Annotated in this window: 14 protein-coding genes; 9 read left to right on the forward strand and 5 right to left on the reverse strand. The window is 70.8% G+C overall.

The window, feature by feature from the left end; genetic code table 11:
* Nucleotides 1–4: 4 nt before the first annotated feature.
* Nucleotides 5–1,153 (forward strand): glutamate 5-kinase, encoded by a 1,149-nt coding sequence (gene proB / locus J7520_RS07400; protein WP_291186044.1) that lies wholly within the window; start codon nt 5–7, stop codon nt 1,151–1,153.
* Nucleotides 1,150–2,412, forward strand: a complete 1,263-nt coding sequence (locus J7520_RS07405) for a glutamate-5-semialdehyde dehydrogenase (RefSeq protein WP_291186047.1) — start codon at nt 1,150–1,152, stop codon at nt 2,410–2,412. Before proB ends, J7520_RS07405 begins: the two co-directional genes overlap by 4 nt.
* A 108-nt stretch (nt 2,413–2,520) precedes the next feature.
* Here the strand turns inward: J7520_RS07405 and J7520_RS07410 are convergent, their stop codons facing one another.
* A complete protein-coding gene (locus J7520_RS07410; RefSeq protein WP_291186049.1) occupies nt 2,521–3,942 on the reverse strand; it encodes a glycosyltransferase in 1,422 nt (473 codons plus the stop codon).
* Between the two features lie 161 nt (nt 3,943–4,103).
* Between J7520_RS07410 and J7520_RS07415 the strand changes: the two genes are divergently transcribed.
* From J7520_RS07415 to J7520_RS07445, 7 genes are all read left to right on the forward strand, one after another.
* Entirely contained in the window at nt 4,104–5,150 is a 1,047-nt protein-coding gene (locus tag J7520_RS07415) for a PIG-L family deacetylase (RefSeq protein ID WP_291186051.1), read from the forward strand.
* 3 nt (nt 5,151–5,153) lie between these two features.
* On the forward strand, nt 5,154–6,032 hold the full coding sequence (locus tag J7520_RS07420) for an alpha/beta fold hydrolase (RefSeq protein ID WP_291186053.1): 879 nt from the start codon (nt 5,154–5,156) through the stop codon (nt 6,030–6,032).
* 138 nt (nt 6,033–6,170) lie between these two features.
* Nucleotides 6,171–6,536, forward strand: coding sequence for a hypothetical protein (locus J7520_RS07425; RefSeq protein WP_291186055.1), 366 nt, complete (start codon nt 6,171–6,173; stop codon nt 6,534–6,536).
* Between the two features lie 193 nt (nt 6,537–6,729).
* The gene (gene lexA / locus J7520_RS07430; protein WP_291186058.1) at nt 6,730–7,365 is read left to right on the forward strand and encodes a transcriptional repressor LexA; all 636 of its coding nucleotides are present in this window, start codon (nt 6,730–6,732) and stop codon (nt 7,363–7,365) included.
* Nucleotides 7,366–7,400: 35 nt separating this feature from the next.
* Entirely contained in the window at nt 7,401–8,120 is a 720-nt protein-coding gene (gene imuA, locus J7520_RS07435; RefSeq protein ID WP_291186060.1) for a translesion DNA synthesis-associated protein ImuA, read from the forward strand.
* An 18-nt stretch (nt 8,121–8,138) separates the two neighbouring features.
* Nucleotides 8,139–9,587 carry a DNA polymerase Y family protein gene (locus J7520_RS07440; protein WP_291186062.1) on the forward strand — a complete coding sequence of 483 codons (1,449 nt, stop codon included), beginning with the start codon at nt 8,139–8,141 and terminating at the stop codon, nt 9,585–9,587.
* Entirely contained in the window at nt 9,584–12,700 is a 3,117-nt protein-coding gene (locus tag J7520_RS07445; RefSeq protein WP_291186064.1) for an error-prone DNA polymerase, read from the forward strand. The genes J7520_RS07440 and J7520_RS07445 overlap by 4 nt, the downstream gene beginning before the upstream one ends.
* A 74-nt stretch (nt 12,701–12,774) precedes the next feature.
* Here J7520_RS07445 and J7520_RS07450 read toward each other — a convergent pair whose 3' ends face one another.
* From J7520_RS07450 to ptsJ, 4 genes are all read right to left on the reverse strand, one after another.
* Nucleotides 12,775–13,110 carry an HU family DNA-binding protein gene (locus J7520_RS07450; RefSeq protein ID WP_291186065.1) on the reverse strand — a complete coding sequence of 112 codons (336 nt, stop codon included), beginning with the start codon at nt 13,108–13,110 and terminating at the stop codon, nt 12,775–12,777.
* 284 nt (nt 13,111–13,394) lie between these two features.
* Nucleotides 13,395–17,282 carry an Ig domain-containing protein gene (locus J7520_RS07455; protein ID WP_291186067.1) on the reverse strand — a complete coding sequence of 1,296 codons (3,888 nt, stop codon included), beginning with the start codon at nt 17,280–17,282 and terminating at the stop codon, nt 13,395–13,397.
* 10 nt (nt 17,283–17,292) lie between these two features.
* Entirely contained in the window at nt 17,293–18,003 is a 711-nt protein-coding gene (locus J7520_RS07460; protein ID WP_291186069.1) for a hypothetical protein, read from the reverse strand.
* A 137-nt stretch (nt 18,004–18,140) separates the two neighbouring features.
* Nucleotides 18,141–19,442, reverse strand: coding sequence for a transcriptional regulator PtsJ (gene ptsJ / locus J7520_RS07465; RefSeq protein ID WP_291186071.1), 1,302 nt, complete (start codon nt 19,440–19,442; stop codon nt 18,141–18,143).
* Between the last annotated feature and the right edge of the window lie 74 nt (nt 19,443–19,516).

Genomic DNA, 19,516 nt, shown 5'->3' on the forward strand with positions numbered 1-19,516 from the left:
TCACGTGTCGCAAGCGTTCGCCGAGCAAGCCCTGCCGAACTGGCGCCGCGCCGTCCTCAAGGTCGGCAGCAGCCTGCTGACCGGCGCCGACGGCGAGCTTTCCGGGCGCCATGCGCGCGGCCTCGCCGCGTTCATCGCCGCGTCGCGCGCGGCTGGCCGGGAAGTCGTGCTGGTGTCCTCCGGCGCGGTTGCCGCCGGACGCGCGCGCGTACCGGCGGATGCTCCGCGCGGCGGCGGCCTGGTGCTGCGTCAGGCGCTGGCCGCGCTCGGGCAGACGCGCATGGTCGGCCTCTGGCAGGACCTGCTCGACGGCGCCGTCGCGCAGGTGCTGCTGAGCCACGACGACCTGCGCAACCGCCGTCGCTACCTGAATGCGCGCGACACCTTGCTCGAACTGCTGCGCCTGCGCGCCGTGCCGGTGATCAACGAGAACGACACCGTCGCGGTCGAGGAACTCAAGCTCGGCGACAACGACAATCTCGCCGCGATCGTCGCCGCGCTGGTCGACGCGGACCTGCTGCTGATCGCCAGCGACGTCGACGGCCTGTACACGGCGCATCCGCGCCTCGATCCGCACGCGCAGCCGATCGACCGCGTCGACGCGATCACGCCGGCCGTGCTGGCGATGGCCGGCGGCGCCGGCAGCGCGGTCGGTACCGGCGGCATGCGCACCAAGCTCGAAGCGGCGACCAAGGCCGCCAAGGCCGGCATCGCGACCGTGCTGTTCAACGGCACCGACGCGGCGACCGTCGCGGCGCTCACCGAAGGCCGTTTGCACGGCACGTGTTTCGCCGCGTCCGGTTCGCGCCTGGCCGCGCGCAAGTATTGGCTGCGCCACGCGCCGGGTTCGGGCGGCCGCCTGCGCGTCGACGCCGGTGCGGTGCGCGCGGTGCTCGGCGGCGCTTCGCTGCTGCCGGGCGGCATCGTCGGCGTCGACGGCGAGTTCGCGCGCGGCGACCTCGTCGAGGTCGTCGCGCCCGACGGCGACGGCGCGCGCGTCGTCGCGCGCGGCCTGTGCCAGTACGCCGCCGGCGAAGTGCGCCGGCTGGCCGGTCGGCACACGCGCGAGATCGAATCGATCCTCGGCTTCAGCTACGGCGACACGGTGATCCGGCGCGACGACCTGGTCGGCTTCGAGGAGACGACGGCATGAGTGCATCGATGCGCGAACTCGCCCTGGCCGCACGCGCGGCGGCGCCGGCGATCGCGGCGTTGTCGAGCGCGGCCAAGCGCGCGGCGCTGTTGCGCATGGCGGACGAACTCGAGCGGCAGGCGCCGGCAATCCTTGCCGCGAACGCGCTCGATGTCGACGCGGCGACCGCCGCTGGCCGCGCCGCGCATCTGATCGACCGCCTGCGGCTCGATCCGGCACGCCTGGCCGCGATCGCCGCCGGCGTGCGCGCGGTCGCCGGTTTGCCCGATCCGGTCGGGCAGGTCACGCGTGAGGAGACGCGGCCGAACGGCATCCGCGTGACGCGCGTGCGCATTCCGCTCGGCCTGATCGCGATGATCTACGAGGCGCGTCCGAACGTGACCGCCGACGCGGCCGCGCTCTGCTTCATGGCCGGCAACGTGGTCCTGCTGCGCGGCGGCTCGGAGGCGTTCAATGGCAATCGCGCGATCGCCGCCGCGCTGCGCGACGCCTTGCGCGCGAGCGGATTGCCGGAGGCGGCGATCACGCTGATCGAAGACCTGCGCCGCGAAAGCGTGCTCGAACTGCTGCAGCTCAGCGACCTCGTCGACCTGGCGATCCCGCGCGGCGGCGAGAGCCTGATCCGCTTCGTCGCCGAGCATGCGCGCGTGCCGGTCATCAAGCACTACCAGGGCGTGTGCCATCTCTACGTCGATGCGAGCGCCGATCCCGAGCTGGCGCTGCGCCTGCTGATCGACGGCAAGACCACGCGACCGGCGGTGTGCAACGCGCTCGAGACCCTGCTCGTGCATGCGGCGGTCGCGCCGACCTTCCTGCCGGCGGCGATCCACGCGCTGGGCGAACGCGGCGTCGAGGTGCGCGGCTGCGAGCGCACGCGCGCGCTGTCGCCGGCGGTCGCGGCGGCCACCGACGCCGACTACGCGGCGGAATTCCTCGACCTGGTCATCGCCGTGCGCGTGGTCGACGACCTGGAGCAGGCGATCGCGCACATCCGCCGCTACGGTTCGGACCACACGGAAGTCATCGCCACGCGCGACGACGACGCGGCGGAGACCTTCGTCGGCGCACTGCGTTCGGCGGTGGTGATGGTCAACGCATCCTCGCGCTTCAGCGACGGCGGCGAACTCGGCCTCGGCGCCGAGATCGGCATCTCGACCACGCGCCTGCACGCCTACGGGCCGATGGGCGCCGAGGCGCTGACGATCGAGCGTTTCGTCGTGCGCGGCGCAGGGCAGGTGAGGCATCCGCCGGTGCCGTGAACGGCTGCTGCGGTCGTCCTTGATCGCTGCTGCGGCCGGCGCATTGCGCGGCACGAAGTGGACTTCTTCGTGGAGTCCATCAGCGGCCATCCACGGCCGCACGCTTCACTAACGCGTCAGCCAGCCCTGCGCGCGCGCCGTGCACAGCGCGTATGGGAAGATCCAGAACAGCGCGAAGGTCGAGAAGAACGCGTAGCCGATGCCGTAGACGAAATCCCAGCTGCGTTCGCTGCGCAGGTAGTACAGCATGTGGAACGCGGACATCAGCAGCAGGGCGCAAAAGAAGCGCAGCAGCACGTCCGGCTGCAGCGGAATCAGCGCGATCAGCAGCAGCAAGCTGGCCCAGGCGATCGGATAGCGCAGGTTGCCGGTGACGAATTCGGCCAGCGCCATCGCGCGCGCGATCGGCGGACGCTTCCACACCACGCGGCCGAGGAAGCGCAGTTCCTCGCGCACGTAGCTGCGGTCCCAGCGCAGGTACATCTTGCACAGCCGCCGGTAGGTCGTCGGCACCAGCGTGTGCACGATCGCGGCGCGCTGGTAGACGCAGTCGTAGCCCTGGTTGAGGATGTCGTTGGTCAGCGCGCGGTCTTCGCCGTAGGTGCAGGCGCGGCCGAGGAAGCGCTGGCGGATCCAGGCGTCGAGCACGCGGCGCACGACCTCGGCGCGGTAGCCGGCGAGCGCGCCGGGACAGCAGTAGACCGTGCCGTAGGTGCTCTGCACCGCGCGCAGGAAATCGAACGACAGCGCGAAGCGCACCTTCAGCATGCGCGGGATCGGACCGTCCTCGCGATTGAACACGCTGACCTTGCCGGCGACCGCACCGACCTTCGGATCGCGGAATGCGCCGGCCATCGCAAGCAGGGTATCCGGCTCGATCACGCTGTCGGAGTCGATCGTCACCACGATCTCGCCGCGACCGCGACGGAAGCCGGCTTCGAGCGCGGCGCGCTTGCCGCGGTTGTGCGGAAAGCGCAGCGTGGTGACCAGGCCGGGGAACTCCGCCGCGGCACGTTCGATGTGCTGCCAGGTGTCGTCGCTGCTGCCGTCGTCGACGACGAAGATCTCCAGCCGCTCGTGCGGATAGCGCGCCTGCGCCACCGAGGCGATCGAGCGTGCGACCATCGCGCCCTCGTTGTAGGCCGGGATCACCACGGTCATCGTCGGCGCGTCGGCGAAGTCGGCCAGCGGCGGGGTGCGGTAGCGGAACCAGAGCGCGGTGCGCAGCATCAGCATCGAAAGTCCCAGCGCGGCCCAGACCAGCACCGGACCGACCAGGTGGCGTCCCCATTCGTGATGCCGTGCCGAACGCACCATGCCCTGGAAGATCGGGTAGCGCCAGCTCAGGTAAAGCAGGGCGGCGAAGCCGAACAGGATGGCGGCGCGGTAGAAATGGTCGTCGGGGCGGTCGCGGTATTCGTGGGATTCCCGCGTCCGTTCGCGGGCGGCGCTTCCGTGTGCCGCAGAAACCTCGACACTCTTCGAGGCTCCCTCGTGCAGGCGTCGAGCGCCGGTGTCGTCGTTCTTCATCGTACGGTGCTCGAGCAGGCGGCCTCGCATCTTTCCGTCGGCGAGGACAACCGCGGATGAATACGCCCCTGCATCTTCTTAACGCTCGCCTCGCGCGGCAGTTGCGCTAGTCTTGCCGCGAGAGGAGAGGCGCCGTTCGAAGGAGTGCAGGTGGGTCGCCGATGACGAGGGAACTGAAGCTGTCGCCGCAGGATCGCGTGCTCGTGCTGGCGCCGCATCCCGACGACGAGACGCTGGCCGCGGGCGACCTGATCCAGGCCGCGCTGGCCGCCGGCTCCGCGTTGCGCGTCGTCTTCGCCACCGACGGCGACAACAATCCCTGGCCGCAGCGCTGGCTCGAACGACGCTGGCGCATCGGCCCGCGCGCCCGCGCGCGCTGGGGTGCGCGGCGACGTGGCGAAGCGCTGGCGGCGCTGGCCGCCCTCGGCGTGCGCGACGTCGAGCGGGAGGCGCGCTTCCTCGGCTGGCCGGACCAGGGATTGACCGCGCTGCTGATGCGCGACGACGCGGCCGTCGCCGTCCTCGCGAACGAGTTCGCGCGCTTCGCACCGACGCACCTGGTCATGCCGATCCTGGCCGATCGGCATCCGGACCACAGCGCGCTGCGCGTGCTGGCCGACCTGGCCGCGCTGCGCGCCGGCAGTCCGGCGCAGCGCCTGGGCTACATCGTGCACGGCGAGAAGCCGCAGGATGCCGGCCGCCTGCTCACCGTCGCCTCGCGCGATGCGTCGGCCAAGCAGCGGGCGATGGAACACCACGCCAGCCAGCTTGCGCTGAGCCGCAAGCGGCTGCTCGGGCTCGCCGCCTTGCCCAACCGCTTCGAGCCGGTCGACAGGATTCCGCTGCCGCCCGGTCCGCCGCGCCTGCTTCGCCTGACGAGCCGTTCGCCGCTGCGGCGCTGCGATCTGCTGTTGGTGATCGCGCTGCCCGAGGAGCCGGTGCGCCTGCGTGTCGCGCTGCCGCGCGGCGCCGGCGTGCGCGAGGCGGTCGACGGGCGCGGGCGCCGGTACTCGATCGAATGCGGCGCTCGCGCGCTCGCCGTTTCGCTGCCGGAATTCGAAACGCCGCCCGTCGCGATCTACGCCAAGCTGCATCGCCGCGATCCGCGCCTCCTGATCTTCGATCGCGAGCACTGGCGGCACGACGCCGAGCTGCTGCGCGCGCCGGCGGCCGCGTTGACGGGTTCCGCCGAGTCCGGATACATCTGAGCGATGGCCGCTTCGCTCGACGCCACGATCGACGAACGCGCCGTGCGCGTGGTCTCCGGCGATTGCGCGGCGGCGGACGTGTATGTGGTGCAGCCGCGCGCCTCCGTGCGCGAGGCGGTCGTCTGGTTGCCGGCGCTCGGCGTCGCCGCACGCAACTACCTGCCGTTCGCGCACGCGCTGGCGGCCCGCGGCGTCGCCGTCGCGCTGCACGAATGGCGCGGCATCGGTTCCAGCGACCGGCGCGCCGGTCGTGCCTCGAACTGGGGCTATCGCGAGCTGCTCGCGTTCGATCTTCCGGCGACGCTCGCCGCCGCGCGCGAGGCTTTTCCCGGCGCGCGCCTCTGGCTCGGCGGACACAGCCTCGGCGGCCAGCTCGCCGCGCTGTATGCCGGCCTGCACGCGGACGAACACGCCGGCCTGCTGCTGGTCGCCAGCGGCGCACCGTACTGGCGGACCTTCCCGTGGTATCGGGGCATCGGCGTCTTCTTCGCCGTCGCGCCGTGGATCGCCGCCGTGCGCGGCCATTTCCCGGGGCGGCGCCTCGGCTTCGGCGGCAACGAGGCGCGCGGCGTGATCGCCGACTGGACGCGCAGCGGCCGCACCGGACGCTATGCGGCGGCCGGCCTGGACGAGGATCTCGAACGGCGCCTGTCCACGCTGCGGCTGCCGATCCTGGCGCTGCGCCTGCAGGACGACTGGCTCGCGCCGCTGCCTTCGCTGGACTGGCTGCTCGGCAAGATGCCGCAGTCGAGCGCCGAAACCGCGCTGCTCGGCCCGGCCGATCTCGGTGGCGTGGCGGCCGACCATTTCGCCTGGATGAAGGCGCCGGACGCCGTCGCGGAGCGTCTCGCGACCTTCGTCCGCCAGGGGCGCTCCGGCTAAATCCTGGTCGGATAACGGAATTTTACTGCCGAAGCTGTCATACTCGCGAGTTCCCACGCGCGGCCTCGCGGCTTGCGCGGCACGGTCGCGGTGCCACATGGCTGGCGTGACCGCGGGTCTCCGTTCAAGAGGATAGTCATGTCTTACGATATCGGTATCGGTCGTTGCACCGAAGTGAGTGGCGACACCGTCGTCGTCAAACTGGAAAGCGTGATGGTCAAGCGTCTTTCGCCGGACCATCCCTGGCAGCGTTCGGGCACCAGCCTGCTGCGCCTCAATCGGAACCTGTGCAGCGCGACGCGTCCGCCCGAGCCGGATCGCGAGTTGTACGTCGATCGCGCGGCGCTGTCGAAGCGCGCGATGGGCGCGCTCGATCTCGCCGGCGACGGCGCGACGATCTCGGTCGACCTGCGCGCGCTGCTCAACGATCTCGATCCGCAGCCTTCCGCCGGACCTTCGGCCAAGGGCGGACGCACCGCCGATCGCAAGGCCGCGAGCCGCTGATCGGATGCACGAAAAACCCGGCCTCGCGCCGGGTTTTTCGTATCGGGTTCGTGCGATCGTTCCGATCGCCGCAGTCCGCGTCTGGCCGGATGACCCGCTCGTATCGTCCAGCCGCAGCCCTCCATCGGCTCGCGGCTCGGGTTTGTGAAGCCGGGGGCTTGCATCGATTTTGGAAATACGTACATTAGTACGTATGAACGACATCGCGCTCACCCCGAACCAGCGCCGCGTCCTCGACTGCATCCGGCAGCATTTCGAGCGCCACGACTGCGCGCCGACCCTGCGTGAGATCACCGAGGCGCTCGGCCTGTCCAGCCACAGCTCGGCGCAGGACTACGTCGAGGCGCTGGTGCGCAAGGGCGCGCTCGAACGGCTGCCGCAGCACCGCGGCCTGCGTCTGGCCGGTCGTTTCGGAGCCGAGCGTTCCAGGGCGCCGGCGGCGACCTCGCTACCCCTCGTCGGCAGGGTCGCCGCCGGCAGCCCGATCCTGGCGGCCGAGAACGTCGAGGCGCAGTACGCGCTCGATCCCTCCCTGTTTCCGCGCGCCGACTACCTGCTGCGGGTGGTCGGCCTCAGCATGCGCGACGCCGGCATCCTCGACGGCGACCTGATCGCGGTGCGGCGCAGCGCCGAGGCCGACGACGGCCGCATCGTCGTCGCGCGGCTCGACGACGAAGTCACGGTCAAGCGCCTCGAACGCCGCAGCGGCCGCGTGCGCCTGCTGCCGGCCAATCCGGATTTCGCGCCGATCGAGGTCGATCCGCAGCGCCACGCCTTCGCCATCGAAGGCCTGTACGTCGGTCTGCTGCGGCGCGACGGCCGGGCGTAAGACGACACCCCTAGTTCCGAACGAGGTCAACGACGATGCTGCTCTCCGATTCCTTCGATCTGGCGCCGTCCGCGACGGTCGCGTTCACGAGTTTCGCTGCGCCAGCGCCAGCGCCGACGCCGCTGCGCGTGCCGCCGGCGCGGCGCGACGAGGCGGCGCTGGCCGAAGTGCTGCGCCATCCGCGGGTCTGGCGGCGCAGCGCTTCCGCGCAGAGCCACGTCGATGCGCTGCCGACCGGTTGCGCCGAACTCGACGCCGAACTGCCCGGCGGCGGCTGGCCGCGCGGCGCGCTCAGCGAAATCCTGGTCGAGCACGATGGCATCGGCGAGTTCGCCCTGGTCGCGCCGGCGCTGGCCGCGCTGACGCGCGCGCGGCAGCGCGTGATGCTGATCGCGCCGCCGTACGTGCCGTACGCGCCGGCGCTGGCCGCCGCCGGCATCGACCTGACGTACGTGGTGCAGATCGACGCGCATTCGACCGACGCGCACTGGACCGCCGAGCAATGCCTGCGCGCCGGTTGCTGCGGCGCCGTGCTGAACTGGCTGCCGGCGGCCGACTATCGCCAGCTGCGGCGCCTGCAGCTCGCCGCCGAGAGCGGGGCGGCGCTGGCCTTCGTGTTCCGTCCCGCCGGCGCGGCCGCGCAATCCAGTCCCGCCGCGCTGCGCCTGCGCGTATCCGCCGAGGCGGATGCGATGGGCATCGAGATCCTGAAGTGCCGCGGCCGCGTCAGCGAGGCGGTGCGCCTGTACGCATGACGGCACGAGCCGTGTGCCATGTGGGCCTGCATCCGTTTTCCGCATTGGCCGCTGCAGGCAATCGGCAGCGGCGACGAGGCGCAGCCCTGCGCCGTCGTCGACGGCCAGCCGCCGCGGCGGCGGATTGCGTTCGCGAATGCGGCGGCGCGCGCGACCGGCGTGCGCAGCGGCCATACGCTCGCCGCGGCGCAGGCGCTGTGCCCGCGCCTGAAGCTGCGCCAGCGCGATGAGGCGGCCGAGCGCCACGGTCTCGAAGCGCTGGCGGCCTGGGCCTATCGCTTCAGCGCGGAGGTCGTGCTGGCGCCGCCGGACGCGCTGCTGCTCGAGGTCGGTCGCAGCCTGAGCCTGTTCGGCGGCTGGCCGACCTTGCAGCGTCGACTGCGCGGCGAACTTGCCGAACTCGGTTACGCACATACCTTGGCCGCAGCGCCGAACGCGACCGCGGCGCACGTGCTGGCGGCGCGTCACGACGGCCTCGCGATCACCGCGCCGGCGTCGCTGCTGCAGGCGCTGGATGCGTTGCCGCTGACGGCCGCCGGTCTCGACGAGCCTGTCGTCGCGGCGCTGCGCGGCATGGGTTTTCGCGGTCTGCGCGAGCTGTTCCGCCTGCCGCGCGCCGAACTCGCGCGGCGCGTCGGTCCTGCCGCGCTCGATCATCTCGACCGCCTGCGCGGCCAGGCGGCCGAACGCCTGCCGCGCTATCGGCCGCCGGATCGCTACGAGCGGCGCATCGAGCTGAACTACGGCATCGAGAACAGCACCGCGCTGCTGTTCCCGCTGCGTCGCCTGCTGACTGAACTGGCGCTGTTCCTGAGCGCGCGCGACGGCGGCGTGCAACGCTTCGCGCTGGTGCTCGGTCACGAGCGCGAGGCGAAGACGCGGATCGAAATCGGTCTGCTGACGCCGGCGCGCGAGGCGGCGACGTTGTTCGAACTCGCGCGCACACATCTGGAACGCATCGAGCTGCCGGCCGCCGTGCATTCCTTGAGCGTGCGCGCCGACGAGCTGCCGCCGTTGTGTCCGCTGCATCGCGACCTGTTCGACGACACGCGTGGGGAAGCGCTGGAGTGGCCGGCCCTGGTCGAGCGCTTGCGCGCGCGGCTCGGGGCGACGTCCGTGCGCGGTCTGGCCCGGGTCGCGGAGCATCGACCGGAACGCGCCTGGCGCTTCGTCGCGCCCGCGCCTGCCGGGAAGAGCGTTGCGACGCGTTCCGCGCCGTCGGTGGAGACCGTCGACCGTCGCGGCACGCCGCCGCGGCCGTTCTGGCTGCTGCCGCAACCGCGGCCATTGCGACCGGCGCCGGCCGCGATCCTGGCCGGGCCGGAGCGCATCGAAAGCGGCTGGTGGGACGGCGGCGACTGCCGCCGCGACTACTATCTCGTGCGCACGCGCGTCGGCCAGCGCGCCTGGGTCTTCGTCGAGGCCGGCGCGAGCGATGGCTGGATGCTGCACGGCTGGTTCGCATGAGCTATGCCGAGCTGCATTGCCTCAGCGCCTTCAGCTTCCAGCGCGGCGCATCGAGCGCGGAGGAATTGTTCGAGCGCGCGCGCCGGCTCGGCTACGCGGCGCTGGCGATCACCGACGAATGCTCGCTGGCCGGCATCGTGCGTGCCTGGGAGGCGTCCAGGGACGTCGGTCTGCCGCTGATCGTCGGCAGCGAAATCCGCCTGATCGACGGCGTGAAACTCGTCCTGCTCGCGGCGGATCGGGACGGCTATTCCGAACTGTGCCGATTGATTACCCTGGGCCGGCGGCGCAGTGCGAAAGGCGAATACCGGCTCGAACGCACCGACCTCGAAGGCTTGGGCGAGGGCGTGCTCGTGCTATGGATCGCGCAGGCGTCGCCGTGCGACGAGCGCCCGGCGCAGGCCGCCTGGTTGGCGCGGCATTTCGGCGGGCGCAGTTGGATCGCGGTCGAGCTGCACCGCGGCGCGGACGATGCGGCCGAGCTGCGTGCGCTGCGTGAACTGGGCGCGCGGCACGGGCTGCCGCTGGTCGCCGCCGGCGACGTGCACATGCACGTGCGCGCGCGGCGCGCGCTGCAGGACGTGATGTGCGCGATCCGTCTCGGCCGCACGGTGGCCGAAGCGGGGGAGGCGCTGTTTGCGAACGGCGAGCGGCATCTGCGCCGGATCGACGATCTCGCCGATCTGTATCCCGAAGAGCTGCTGGCCGAGACGCTGCGCATCGCCGCGCGCTGCACGTTCCTGCTCGACGACATCCGCTACGAGTACCCGCACGAACTGGTGCCGCCCGGTTCGACGCCGACGGCGTATTTGCGCGAACTGACTTTCGACGGCGCGGCGGAGCGCTGGCCGCAAGGCATGCCGGACGACGTGCGCGATCAGGTCGAAAGGGAGCTCGCGCTGATCGCCGAACTCGAGTACGAGGCGTTCTTCCTGACCGTCGCCGACATCGTCCATTGGGCGCGCACGCGGGAACCGCCGATCCTCTGCCAGGGCCGCGGCTCGTCGGCCAACTCGGCCGTGTGCTACTGCCTCGGCATCACCGCGGTCGATCCTGCGCACGGCAACCTGCTGTTCGAACGCTTCCTCTCGCGCGAGCGCAAGGAACCGCCCGACATCGACGTCGATTTCGAGCACGAGCGGCGCGAGGAGGTGATCCAGTACGTGTTCGGCAAGTACGGTCGCGAACGCGCCGCGCTGGCGGCGACGGTGATCCGCTATCGCGGCCGCAGCGCGTTGCGCGACGTCGGCCATGCGCTCGGGCTGCCCGACGAACAGCTCGACCGCCTGAGCCGGCTGCACTCGCGCGTGCACAGCGACAAATCGCGCGAGGACTGGCTACGCGAGCGCGGATTCGATCCGGACAGTCCCTTGCTGAAGCGCTTGTTCGTGCTGACCCGGCAACTGCGCGGCTTTCCGCGGCACCTGTCGCAGCACGTCGGCGGCTTCGTCATCTCGGAGCGGCCGCTGCATCATCTGGTGCCGGTCGAGAACGCCGCGATGGTCGACCGCACCGTGATCCAGTGGGACAAGGATGACCTCGAATCGTTGGGCCTGCTGAAGGTCGACTGCCTCGCGCTCGGCATGCTGACCTGCTTGCGCAAGTGCTTCGACCTGCTGCGCCGGCACGACGGTCCCGACCTGGTGCTGGCGAGCGTGCCGCAGGACGACGAGCAGACCTACGCGATGATCTGCCAGGCCGAGACGATCGGCGTGTTCCAGATCGAATCGCGCGCGCAGATGGCGATGTTGCCGCGGTTGCGTCCGCGCACGTTCTACGACCTGGTGATCCAGATCGCGATCGTGCGGCCGGGGCCGATCCAGGGAAACATGGTGCATCCGTATCTGCGGCGAAGGAACGGAGAGGAGAAGATCGACTATCCGCAGTCGAACCGCGAACGCGAAGCCGGCGCGCAGACTTCCAAGGTCGAGAAGGTACTCAAGCGCACGCTCGGCGTACCGATCTTCCAGGAACAGGTCATGCGCCTGATCGAGGTCGTCGCCGACTTCACGCCAGGCGAAGCCGACCAGCTGCGCCGCGCGATGGCCGCGTGGAAGCGCAAGGGCGGCCTCGAGCATTTCCACGACAAGATCCGCGACGGCATGCTCGCCAACGGCTACGAGCAAGCGTACTTCGAACGCATCTTCGAGCAGATCAAGGGCTTCGGCGAATACGGTTTTCCGGAGTCGCACTCGGCCAGCTTCGCCTCGCTCGCCTACGTCTCCTCCTGGCTGAAACGGCATCATCCGGCCGCGTTCGCCTGCGCGCTGCTGAACTCGCAGCCGATGGGTTTCTATCAGGCCGCGCAGATCGTGCAGGAGGCGCGGCGGCAGAACGTGCCGCTGCGCGCGGTCGACGTCACCGCGAGCGACTGGGATTGCACGCTCGAACGACAAGGCGAAACGCTCGCGCTGCGCCTCGGCCTGCGCCAGGTCGACGGACTTTCGTCGGACCTGGCCGCGCGCATCGTCGCCGCGCGCGCGGCGGCGCCGTTCCGCGACGTCGCCGACCTGACGCGGCGCGCGCGGCTCGACCGTTTCGAGCGCGCGCGACTGGCCGACGCCGGCGCGCTGCGGCGACTCAGCGGCCATCGCCATCGCGCGCACTGGGACATCGCCGCCGCCGAAGTGCCGACGCCGCTGCTGGCCGATTCCACCGTGGCCGAAGCGCGCATCGCGTTGCGTCCGCCGAGCCTGCGCGAGGACGTCATGGCCGACTACGCGACGCAGGGATTGTCGCTGGCGCGGCATCCGCTCGCGCTGGCGCGGCCGCTGCTCGCGCGTCGCCGCGTGATGACGACGCGGGCCGCCGTCGAGGCGACCAATCGCGGTTGCTCCATACGCTGCGCCGGCCTCGTCACCGTGCGCCAGCATCCCGGCACGGCCAAGGGCGTCACCTTCGTCACGCTCGAGGACGAGACCGGCGTGGTCAACGTCGTCGTCTGGCAGCGGCTCGCGGAGCGTCAGCAGGACGTGCTGCTGGATGCGGTGGTGATGGGCGTCGACGGCGTGCTCGAATCGAGCGAGGGCGTGCATCATCTGATCGCACGGCGCCTGTATGACTACAGCGGGCTGCTGCCCGAGCTGGGATTCGAATCAAGGGACTTTCATTGAGGCGGGGTTCCGCCTCGTGCCCAGAAAGGGCAATTGCCGCGGACGCGGCAATGCCCCCAGAGTGGCGCGATCGCTCAGAGCGCCGCGTCCTTGAGCTTCTTCAGCGCACGAATCTTGACCTTGACGGTCGCCTTCTTGGCTTCGAACCAGCGCTCTTCCTTGGTGAAAGGATCGATGCCCTTGCGGCGCGGCTTGGCCGGCACGGCCTGCACCGTGATCTTCAGCAGACCCGGCAGGGTGAACTGACCAGCGCCCTTCTTGTGCACCGCGCCGGCGACGACCTGCTCGAGCGCCTGCAGAACCGCCTTCACGTCGCGCTTTTCGACGCCGCTGTTGCCGGCGAGATGGTCGACCAGGCCGCTCTTGGACAGCGGTTCGGTCACGGGTTTGACTTTCGGTTGGGTGGCCATCGTTGGGACAGGGCTCCGTTGGTAGTAGATGTGAATGGATGTCCCGCGGAGGCAGTGCGCATGGCGAAGGCCCCACGCTCCCCCGGAGACGGGGAGCATCATAGCGGTGATGCGCGAGCATCGGAACGAGGGCCGCATCGCGGGCAGCGGGCCGGATCGCCGGCCGTTCAGGCCGGCGGCGGCGGGCGGCCCGGCCGCTGAATCCCGGCCGGCACTCGCGGAAACCGCCGTTGCGCCGCGGGTACGAAGAGTTCTCGTACCCGTGGCGGACCGCCGGGCGCCGCCTACTTCGTGCGCACCAGTGCCATGGTGACCGGCGAGGTCGGCGCGACGCCGCCCTCGGTCAGCGTCAGGTTCGCCGCCTGGCCCGGCGTCACGCCGAAGCGCAGATAGCGCGTACCGCCGCCGGGCGAGAGGGCGAACGACAGCGGCACGGCATTGGCCAGCGGATCGACCACGAGCTGGTAGCTGCCGTTGAGCGCGGTATAGAGCGAGCGGATGTTCCAGCTCGGCAGCGTGTAGCGCGCGTCCAAGCCCGCGACGGCGTCGTCGGCGTAGATCGCCACCAGGAAGTCGCGCATCCAGTCGTTCGGATCGGCGCCGAACACCGTTTGCAGATTGGCCACGCCGATTTGCGTCGTGTTGACCAGGGCGCTGAACAGCGCGGCGTCGCCGGTGTTCTTCCGGTCGATCGCGTAGCGCAGGAACATGTACGTGTGCACGAAGTTCGGCGCGGTCGCGTCGTGCAATCCGCTCGTGTACGCCGAGCGACGCAACGGTCCCAGGCGCTTGTTGCCGTTGGCGCCTGAACTCAGCTGCAGGAAGTAGGTTCGCATCGCGCCGTACATCGGGTTTTCGTACATGTTGAAGTCGTTGACGCGGACCGCCGCATTCGGACCGGTCGTCAGGTTCGTCACGACGATGTTGCTGCGCGGAGTCAGCCCGACGGAGGCGTTGAAGAACGCCAGCTCCTGCGCCGACCAGGCCAGCGCCTCGTCCAGCCACGGCTCTTCCAGCGCCGGAGCGCTGTTGAAGTACAGGCGGCGGACAGCGTTGAACAAGTGCTCGAAATGGTGCACCAGCGTCGGCCCCGCGTTGCCGTAGGCGAACGACAGCGTGCGCACGTTGCTGTTGACCACTCCGGTCGGATCCGGCACCAGCAGGTAGAGGATTTCCGCCTCGTTGCTGCCCGCGCAGGTCGCCGCGGAGAACAGGTCGCGCGGTTGGAACAAGCCGATCTGTACCGTGCTGCTCGCCGGCGGAGACAGTTCGTTCATCTTCGGCGTGAAGAACACGATCACCCCGCCGTTGCCGTCGACGTCGGTGAGGTCGCCGAACGTACCGGTGAACGTGTCCATCATGCCGTTCTTCAGCAGCGGCCCCGGCGTACCGGCGGGTCCCACGCTTCCCGGCGGAGCCTGGACGAACGCGTCGATGATGGCCTGGAACAACGCGGTCGTGTAGCCGCCGGGAACCGGTGCATGCCAGTCGCCGCTGCCCGGCGAGGTCTCGACCACTTCCTGCACGGCGTACAGCACCTGCTGGCCGGGCGCCTGCGGCGTGGTGATCGCTTCGACGCGTCCCTTGCGGATGTCCGGCGCGACGCTGCAGCCGCCGACCGAGGCGTTGAGATCGATCAGCTGTCCGACCGTCAGCGGTCCGGCGGTCAGGCCGAAGGGCGGCACCAGCGACCTCGGGTCGGCCACGGGGTCCGGCAGGAGCGTCGAGGTTTCCGCGGCGTGGTAGTCGACCTCGAGTTCTTCGTCGAGCGGATCGTGCAGCGGCGCCAGCGGCGACGATCCGGTCGGCGCGATCGGCGCCGGCGGTCCGCTCACGGCGACGATGTTGTTGCCGGTCACGCTGAGGCTGACGTCGCCGCTCGCGGCGATGTTGATCGGCAGGTAGGTGAACTCGGCGTTGGCGCCGTCCGCGTTCTGGACGCACACGTTCGCGCCGCCCGGCATGCCGTCGAGCACGACCTGGCCGACGGCGAGCGTGAGGCAGGCGGAGACCGCGAAGCTCTGCTGCACGCGCGGCGCGGCAGTCCAGTTCGCGTCGCCGGCCTGGTCGGCGTCGATCACGCAGGTGCCGGCGCCGAGGAAGGACACCGTATTCCCGGAAATCGAGCACACGCCGCTCGCACTGGCGTCGATCGAGAGCGCGACCGGCAGGCCGGACGTCGCCGTGGCGGCGACGGAGTAGGGCGTGCCGCCGATGCGCGCATCGGTCGGCGCGGTCGAGGTGAAGCTGATCGTCTGGCTGCCCTTGCCGACCGCGAAGCTCTGCTGCAGCTGCGGTGCGGCGCTCCAGTCGGCGTCGCCGGGCTGGTTCGCGTCGATCACGCAGGTGCCCGCGCCCTGGAAACTGACCACGCCACCGGCGATCGAGCAGACCGATGCGGCGCTGGCGTCGATCGTCAGCGTCACCGGCAGGCCGGCGCTGGAGGTCGCCGTAGGCGTGTAGGTGGCGCCGGCGACGACGGCGCCGGTCGGCGCTGCACTGGTGAAGCTGAGAGTCTGCACGCCCGGGGCGACCGCGAAACTCTGCTGCACCTGCGGCGCGGGCGCGTAGTTCGCGTCGCCGGGCTGGTTCGCGTCGATCACGCAGGTACCGGCGTGCTGGAAGCTCACCACGCCGCCGGCGATCGAGCAGACCGACGCGGCGCTGGCGTCGATCGTCAACGTCACCGGCAGGCCGGCGCTGGAGGTCGCCGTCGGCGTGTAGGTCGCGCCGGCGACCGCGGCAGCGGCCGGCGGCGTCGACGTGAACGTCAGCGTCTGGCTGCCGATGCCGACCGCGAACGACTGCTGCATCTGCGGCGCGGGATCATAGTTCGCGTCGCCGGGCTGGTTCGCGTCGATCACGCAGGTGCCGGCGCCGTGGAAGCTCACGGTCGAGCCGCTGATCGAGCACACCGCCGTGGCGACGGGATCGATGCTGAAGGTGACCGGCAGTCCGGAGGATGCGGTCGCCGCGACGGCGTAGGGCGCGCCGCCGACGACGGCGGCCGGCGGCGTGGTGGTGAAGCTGATTGTCTGCTGGCCGCGATCGACGGCGAAGCTCTGCTGGATCTGCGGCGCGGGATCGTAGCTGGCGTCGCCGGGCTGGTTCGCATCGATCACGCAAGTGCCGGCGCCGTGGAAGCTCACGGTCGCGCCGCTGATCGAGCACACCGCCGCGGCGGCGGGATCGATGCTGAAGGTCACCGGCAGTCCGGAAGATGCGGTCGCCGCGACGGCGTAGGGTGCGCCGCCGACGACGGCGGCCGGCGGCGTGGTGGTGAAGCTGATCGTCTGCTGGCTGCGGCCGACGGCGAAGCTCTGCTGCATCTGCGGCGCGGCTTCGTAGCTGGCGTCGCCGGCCTGGTTCGCGTCGATCACGCAGGTGCCGGCGCCGTGGAAGCTCACGCTCGATCCGGCGATCGAACACACCGCCGCGGCGCTGGCGTCGATGCTGAAGGTGACGGCGAGCCCGGACGACGCCGTCGCGGCAACGTCATAGGCGGCACCGCCGACGACGGCGGCGGGCGGTGCGCTGCTGGTGAACGTGATCGATTGCGTCGCCTTGCCGACGGCGAAGCTCTGCTGCACGCGTGGCGCGGCGTTCCAGTCGGCGTCGCCGGCCTGGTCGGCGTCGATCACGCAGGTGCCGACGCCGTCGAAGCTCACCGTCGATCCGCTCAGCGAGCAGACCGAGGCGGCCGACGCGTCGATCGCGAGACTCACCGCGAGCCCCGACGTCGCGGTCGCGCTCACGGTGTAGGGCGCGCCGCCGAAACGCGCGTCGCTCGGCGCGCTGGAGGTGAAGCTGATCGTCTGGGTGCCGGCGCCGACGTCGAGCTGGTACGTGCGCCCGCCGCTGCAGCCGCTCGCGTCGGTGGCGGTGACGGTGAACAGGTACCGTCCGGCCTGCGCCGGCGTGCCGTTCAGCCTGGCATTGGTGGCGTCGACGACGCCCAGATCGAGGCCTGCCGACGAGCCGCTGGTGACGGCGAAATCGTACGGCAGCGCGCCGACGCCGCTGGCGGTCAGCGTCTGGTCGTAGCCGGCGCCGACGGTGGCGGCGGGCAGGGCCGTGGGGGAGATCGACGTGGTCAGGCACGCGGCGCCGGCGTCGAGGCCGGTCGCCGCCAGCAGCGCGAGCATCGGCCAGCGGAGGAATCGATTCGTCATGGCGTTCCCCTCACTCGACGTAGAACTGCATCAGCTCGACCGGCGTGGTGTCGTTCAACACCAGCACGAAGTGGTCGAGATGGATCGGATAGTCCGACTGCGAGGGAGCCGTGCCGGTGCGGCGCAGGTAGCCGCGCACCTCGGCGCTGGCCGCCGTCACCGGTGCGCCGGCGGGCACGAAGCTGTTGTCGCCGAGGCCGTACCAGACCGCGTCCGCGGCCGTGCCCGGCGCGATCGTCTGCCCCTGCGTGCCGCCGCTGATGAAACCGCTGCAGCCGGGATCGGTGAAGAGCCGCAGTTCGATCGTCGCGCTCAGGCTGCCGTCGTCGGCGGTCGTCGCCGGCACCTCGAAGCTCATGCCGTAGTTGACGAAATGGATCAGCGTCGCGCTGCTGAAATCCACGCATTGCGCCATTCCCGAGGCCGCGTTCGCCGCGGCGCCGCTCGCGTGCAGGTCGATGCGCGCCGAGCCGGAAGTCGGGCTGCCGTTCCAATCCGGCGCGGCGACCCAGACCGGCGCGTCGCCGTTGCCGACCGGGTCGGGCGCGGTGGAGACGAACGGCTGCCAGGGCGCGAACTGCGTGTCGAGATTGGCGTTCGGGACGATGGTCTGGGCGAATGCCGGAGCTGCGACGAACAGCAGCGCGCACAGCGCGCCGGTTCGCCGTGCGTGGAGCACCGCGATGTGCCGGCCGCGGAGACGGCGAGAGCGAATGGTCATGATGTTCCCCCTGTGGAACGGTGCGCGTCGAGAGGTTTTCACCCGTCGAACGATCGAGCGATCGCAGTGTAGTACATCACGCAAAGTAGATTTTTTGCGAAGTGAATTCGGCGCGTAGGCGGTCGCCGCCGGCTCGATCAGCGGCGTCCGAGAATCTCGCCCAGCGCGCGCGCGAAGGCCCGCGCCTTGGGCTCGTCGAGCGTCGAGACGGTGACGCGCAGGCCGTGCGCCGGCCGCAGGACGCCGAAGGCCTCGCCGTCGCGCACCAGCCAGCCGCGCTGCGCCAGGGCGAGCGCCACGGGCCGACTGTCTTCTTCCAGCGGCAACCACAGGCTGAGGCCGTCGGCGGGCGTGACCACGGCGACGTTCCGTTCGGCCAGCGCGGCGGCGAGGATGTTCCTGCGCCGGGCGTAGTCGGCCCGCGCCTGCGCGATCCGCCGGGTCACCGTCGGCGACGACAAGCAGGCGACGACGACGTCCTGCAGCAGATGGCTGACCCAGTTCGTGCCGCTCGCCAGGCGCAGGCGCAGGCGCTGCGACGTCCGCACGTCGCTGGCCACCACCGCGACACGCAGGTCGGGACCGAGCATCTTGGAGACCGAGCGGACCAGCGCCCAGCGGCCGGCCGCGCGCGGAATCACGTCGTGGTACTCGTTGCAGGACAGCTGCGAGAAATGGTCGTCGACGATCACCAGCACGTGCGGATACCGCGCCAGCGTCGAGCGCAGCCGGCGCGCACGCGCCGCGTCGAGGCTGGCGCCGGTCGGGTTGTGCGCGCGAGGCGTGACGACGACGGCCTGCGCGCCGGCGGCCAGTGCCGCTTCCAGCGCGTCGACGCGCATGCCGCGGGCGTCGACCGGCACCGCCAGGATCTGGAATCCGGCCACGCGCAGCGTGTTACCGCTGCTGACGAAGCAGGGATCTTCCACCGCGACCTTGTCGCCGGCGGCGAGATGCGCCGACAGCAGGCGCTCGAGCGCGTCGACGGAACCGTGCGTCAGGTCGACCGCGAAGTCCCGCGGGCAGTCGGGCGCCAGCCATGCGCGCGCGATCCGTTCCAGTTCCGGATCGACCGGCGCTTCGCCGTAGAGCCGCTTGCGGTAGCGCTTGCGCGCCAGCACCGAGGAAAGATCGGGCAGCCAGGCAGGATCGGGATTGCCGCTGCCGAGATCGTCGAGCGGCGAGCCTGTGACGAAGCCTTCCTGCTCTCCCGCGGGCAGCGGCCCGCGCACGGTGGTGCCGAGGCGGCCCTGGGTGCTCGCGATGCCGGCCGTCGCCAGGCGCCGGTAGGCCATCGACACGGTGTTGCGATTGACGCCGAGCCTAGCGGCGAGATCGCGCACCGTCGGCAACGCCTGGCCGTGGGCCAGTTCGCCGCGCTGCGCGAGCGCGCGGACGCTTTCGAAAATCTGCGCGGCGGTGCTTCCCGTGATCCTCATGACCGTCTGGGACGTGCTAGAGTTTGGCCTAGGACAATAACACACGACGAGCCGGCGGCTCGTCGAACGGAGGT

Origin of the sequence: Dokdonella sp. (genome assembly GCF_017744955.1) — a bacterium.
Lineage (GTDB): Bacteria > Pseudomonadota > Gammaproteobacteria > Xanthomonadales > Rhodanobacteraceae > Dokdonella_A.

Coding starts and splice junctions, on each gene's coding strand:
- J7520_RS07405 (WP_291186047.1), top strand. CDS start 1,150: ATGAGTGCATCGATGCGCGAACTCGCCCTGGCCGCACGCGCGGCGGCG.
- J7520_RS07450 (WP_291186065.1), bottom strand. CDS start 13,110: ATGGCCACCCAACCGAAAGTCAAACCCGTGACCGAACCGCTGTCCAAG.
- imuA (WP_291186060.1), top strand. CDS start 7,401: ATGCTGCTCTCCGATTCCTTCGATCTGGCGCCGTCCGCGACGGTCGCG.
- J7520_RS07410 (WP_291186049.1), bottom strand. CDS start 3,942: ATGAAGAACGACGACACCGGCGCTCGACGCCTGCACGAGGGAGCCTCG.
- J7520_RS07420 (WP_291186053.1), top strand. CDS start 5,154: ATGGCCGCTTCGCTCGACGCCACGATCGACGAACGCGCCGTGCGCGTG.
- ptsJ (WP_291186071.1), bottom strand. CDS start 19,442: ATGAGGATCACGGGAAGCACCGCCGCGCAGATTTTCGAAAGCGTCCGC.
- J7520_RS07425 (WP_291186055.1), top strand. CDS start 6,171: ATGTCTTACGATATCGGTATCGGTCGTTGCACCGAAGTGAGTGGCGAC.
- J7520_RS07445 (WP_291186064.1), top strand. CDS start 9,584: ATGAGCTATGCCGAGCTGCATTGCCTCAGCGCCTTCAGCTTCCAGCGC.
- J7520_RS07460 (WP_291186069.1), bottom strand. CDS start 18,003: ATGACCATTCGCTCTCGCCGTCTCCGCGGCCGGCACATCGCGGTGCTC.
- J7520_RS07455 (WP_291186067.1), bottom strand. CDS start 17,282: ATGACGAATCGATTCCTCCGCTGGCCGATGCTCGCGCTGCTGGCGGCG.
- lexA (WP_291186058.1), top strand. CDS start 6,730: ATGAACGACATCGCGCTCACCCCGAACCAGCGCCGCGTCCTCGACTGC.
- J7520_RS07415 (WP_291186051.1), top strand. CDS start 4,104: ATGACGAGGGAACTGAAGCTGTCGCCGCAGGATCGCGTGCTCGTGCTG.
- J7520_RS07440 (WP_291186062.1), top strand. CDS start 8,139: ATGTGGGCCTGCATCCGTTTTCCGCATTGGCCGCTGCAGGCAATCGGC.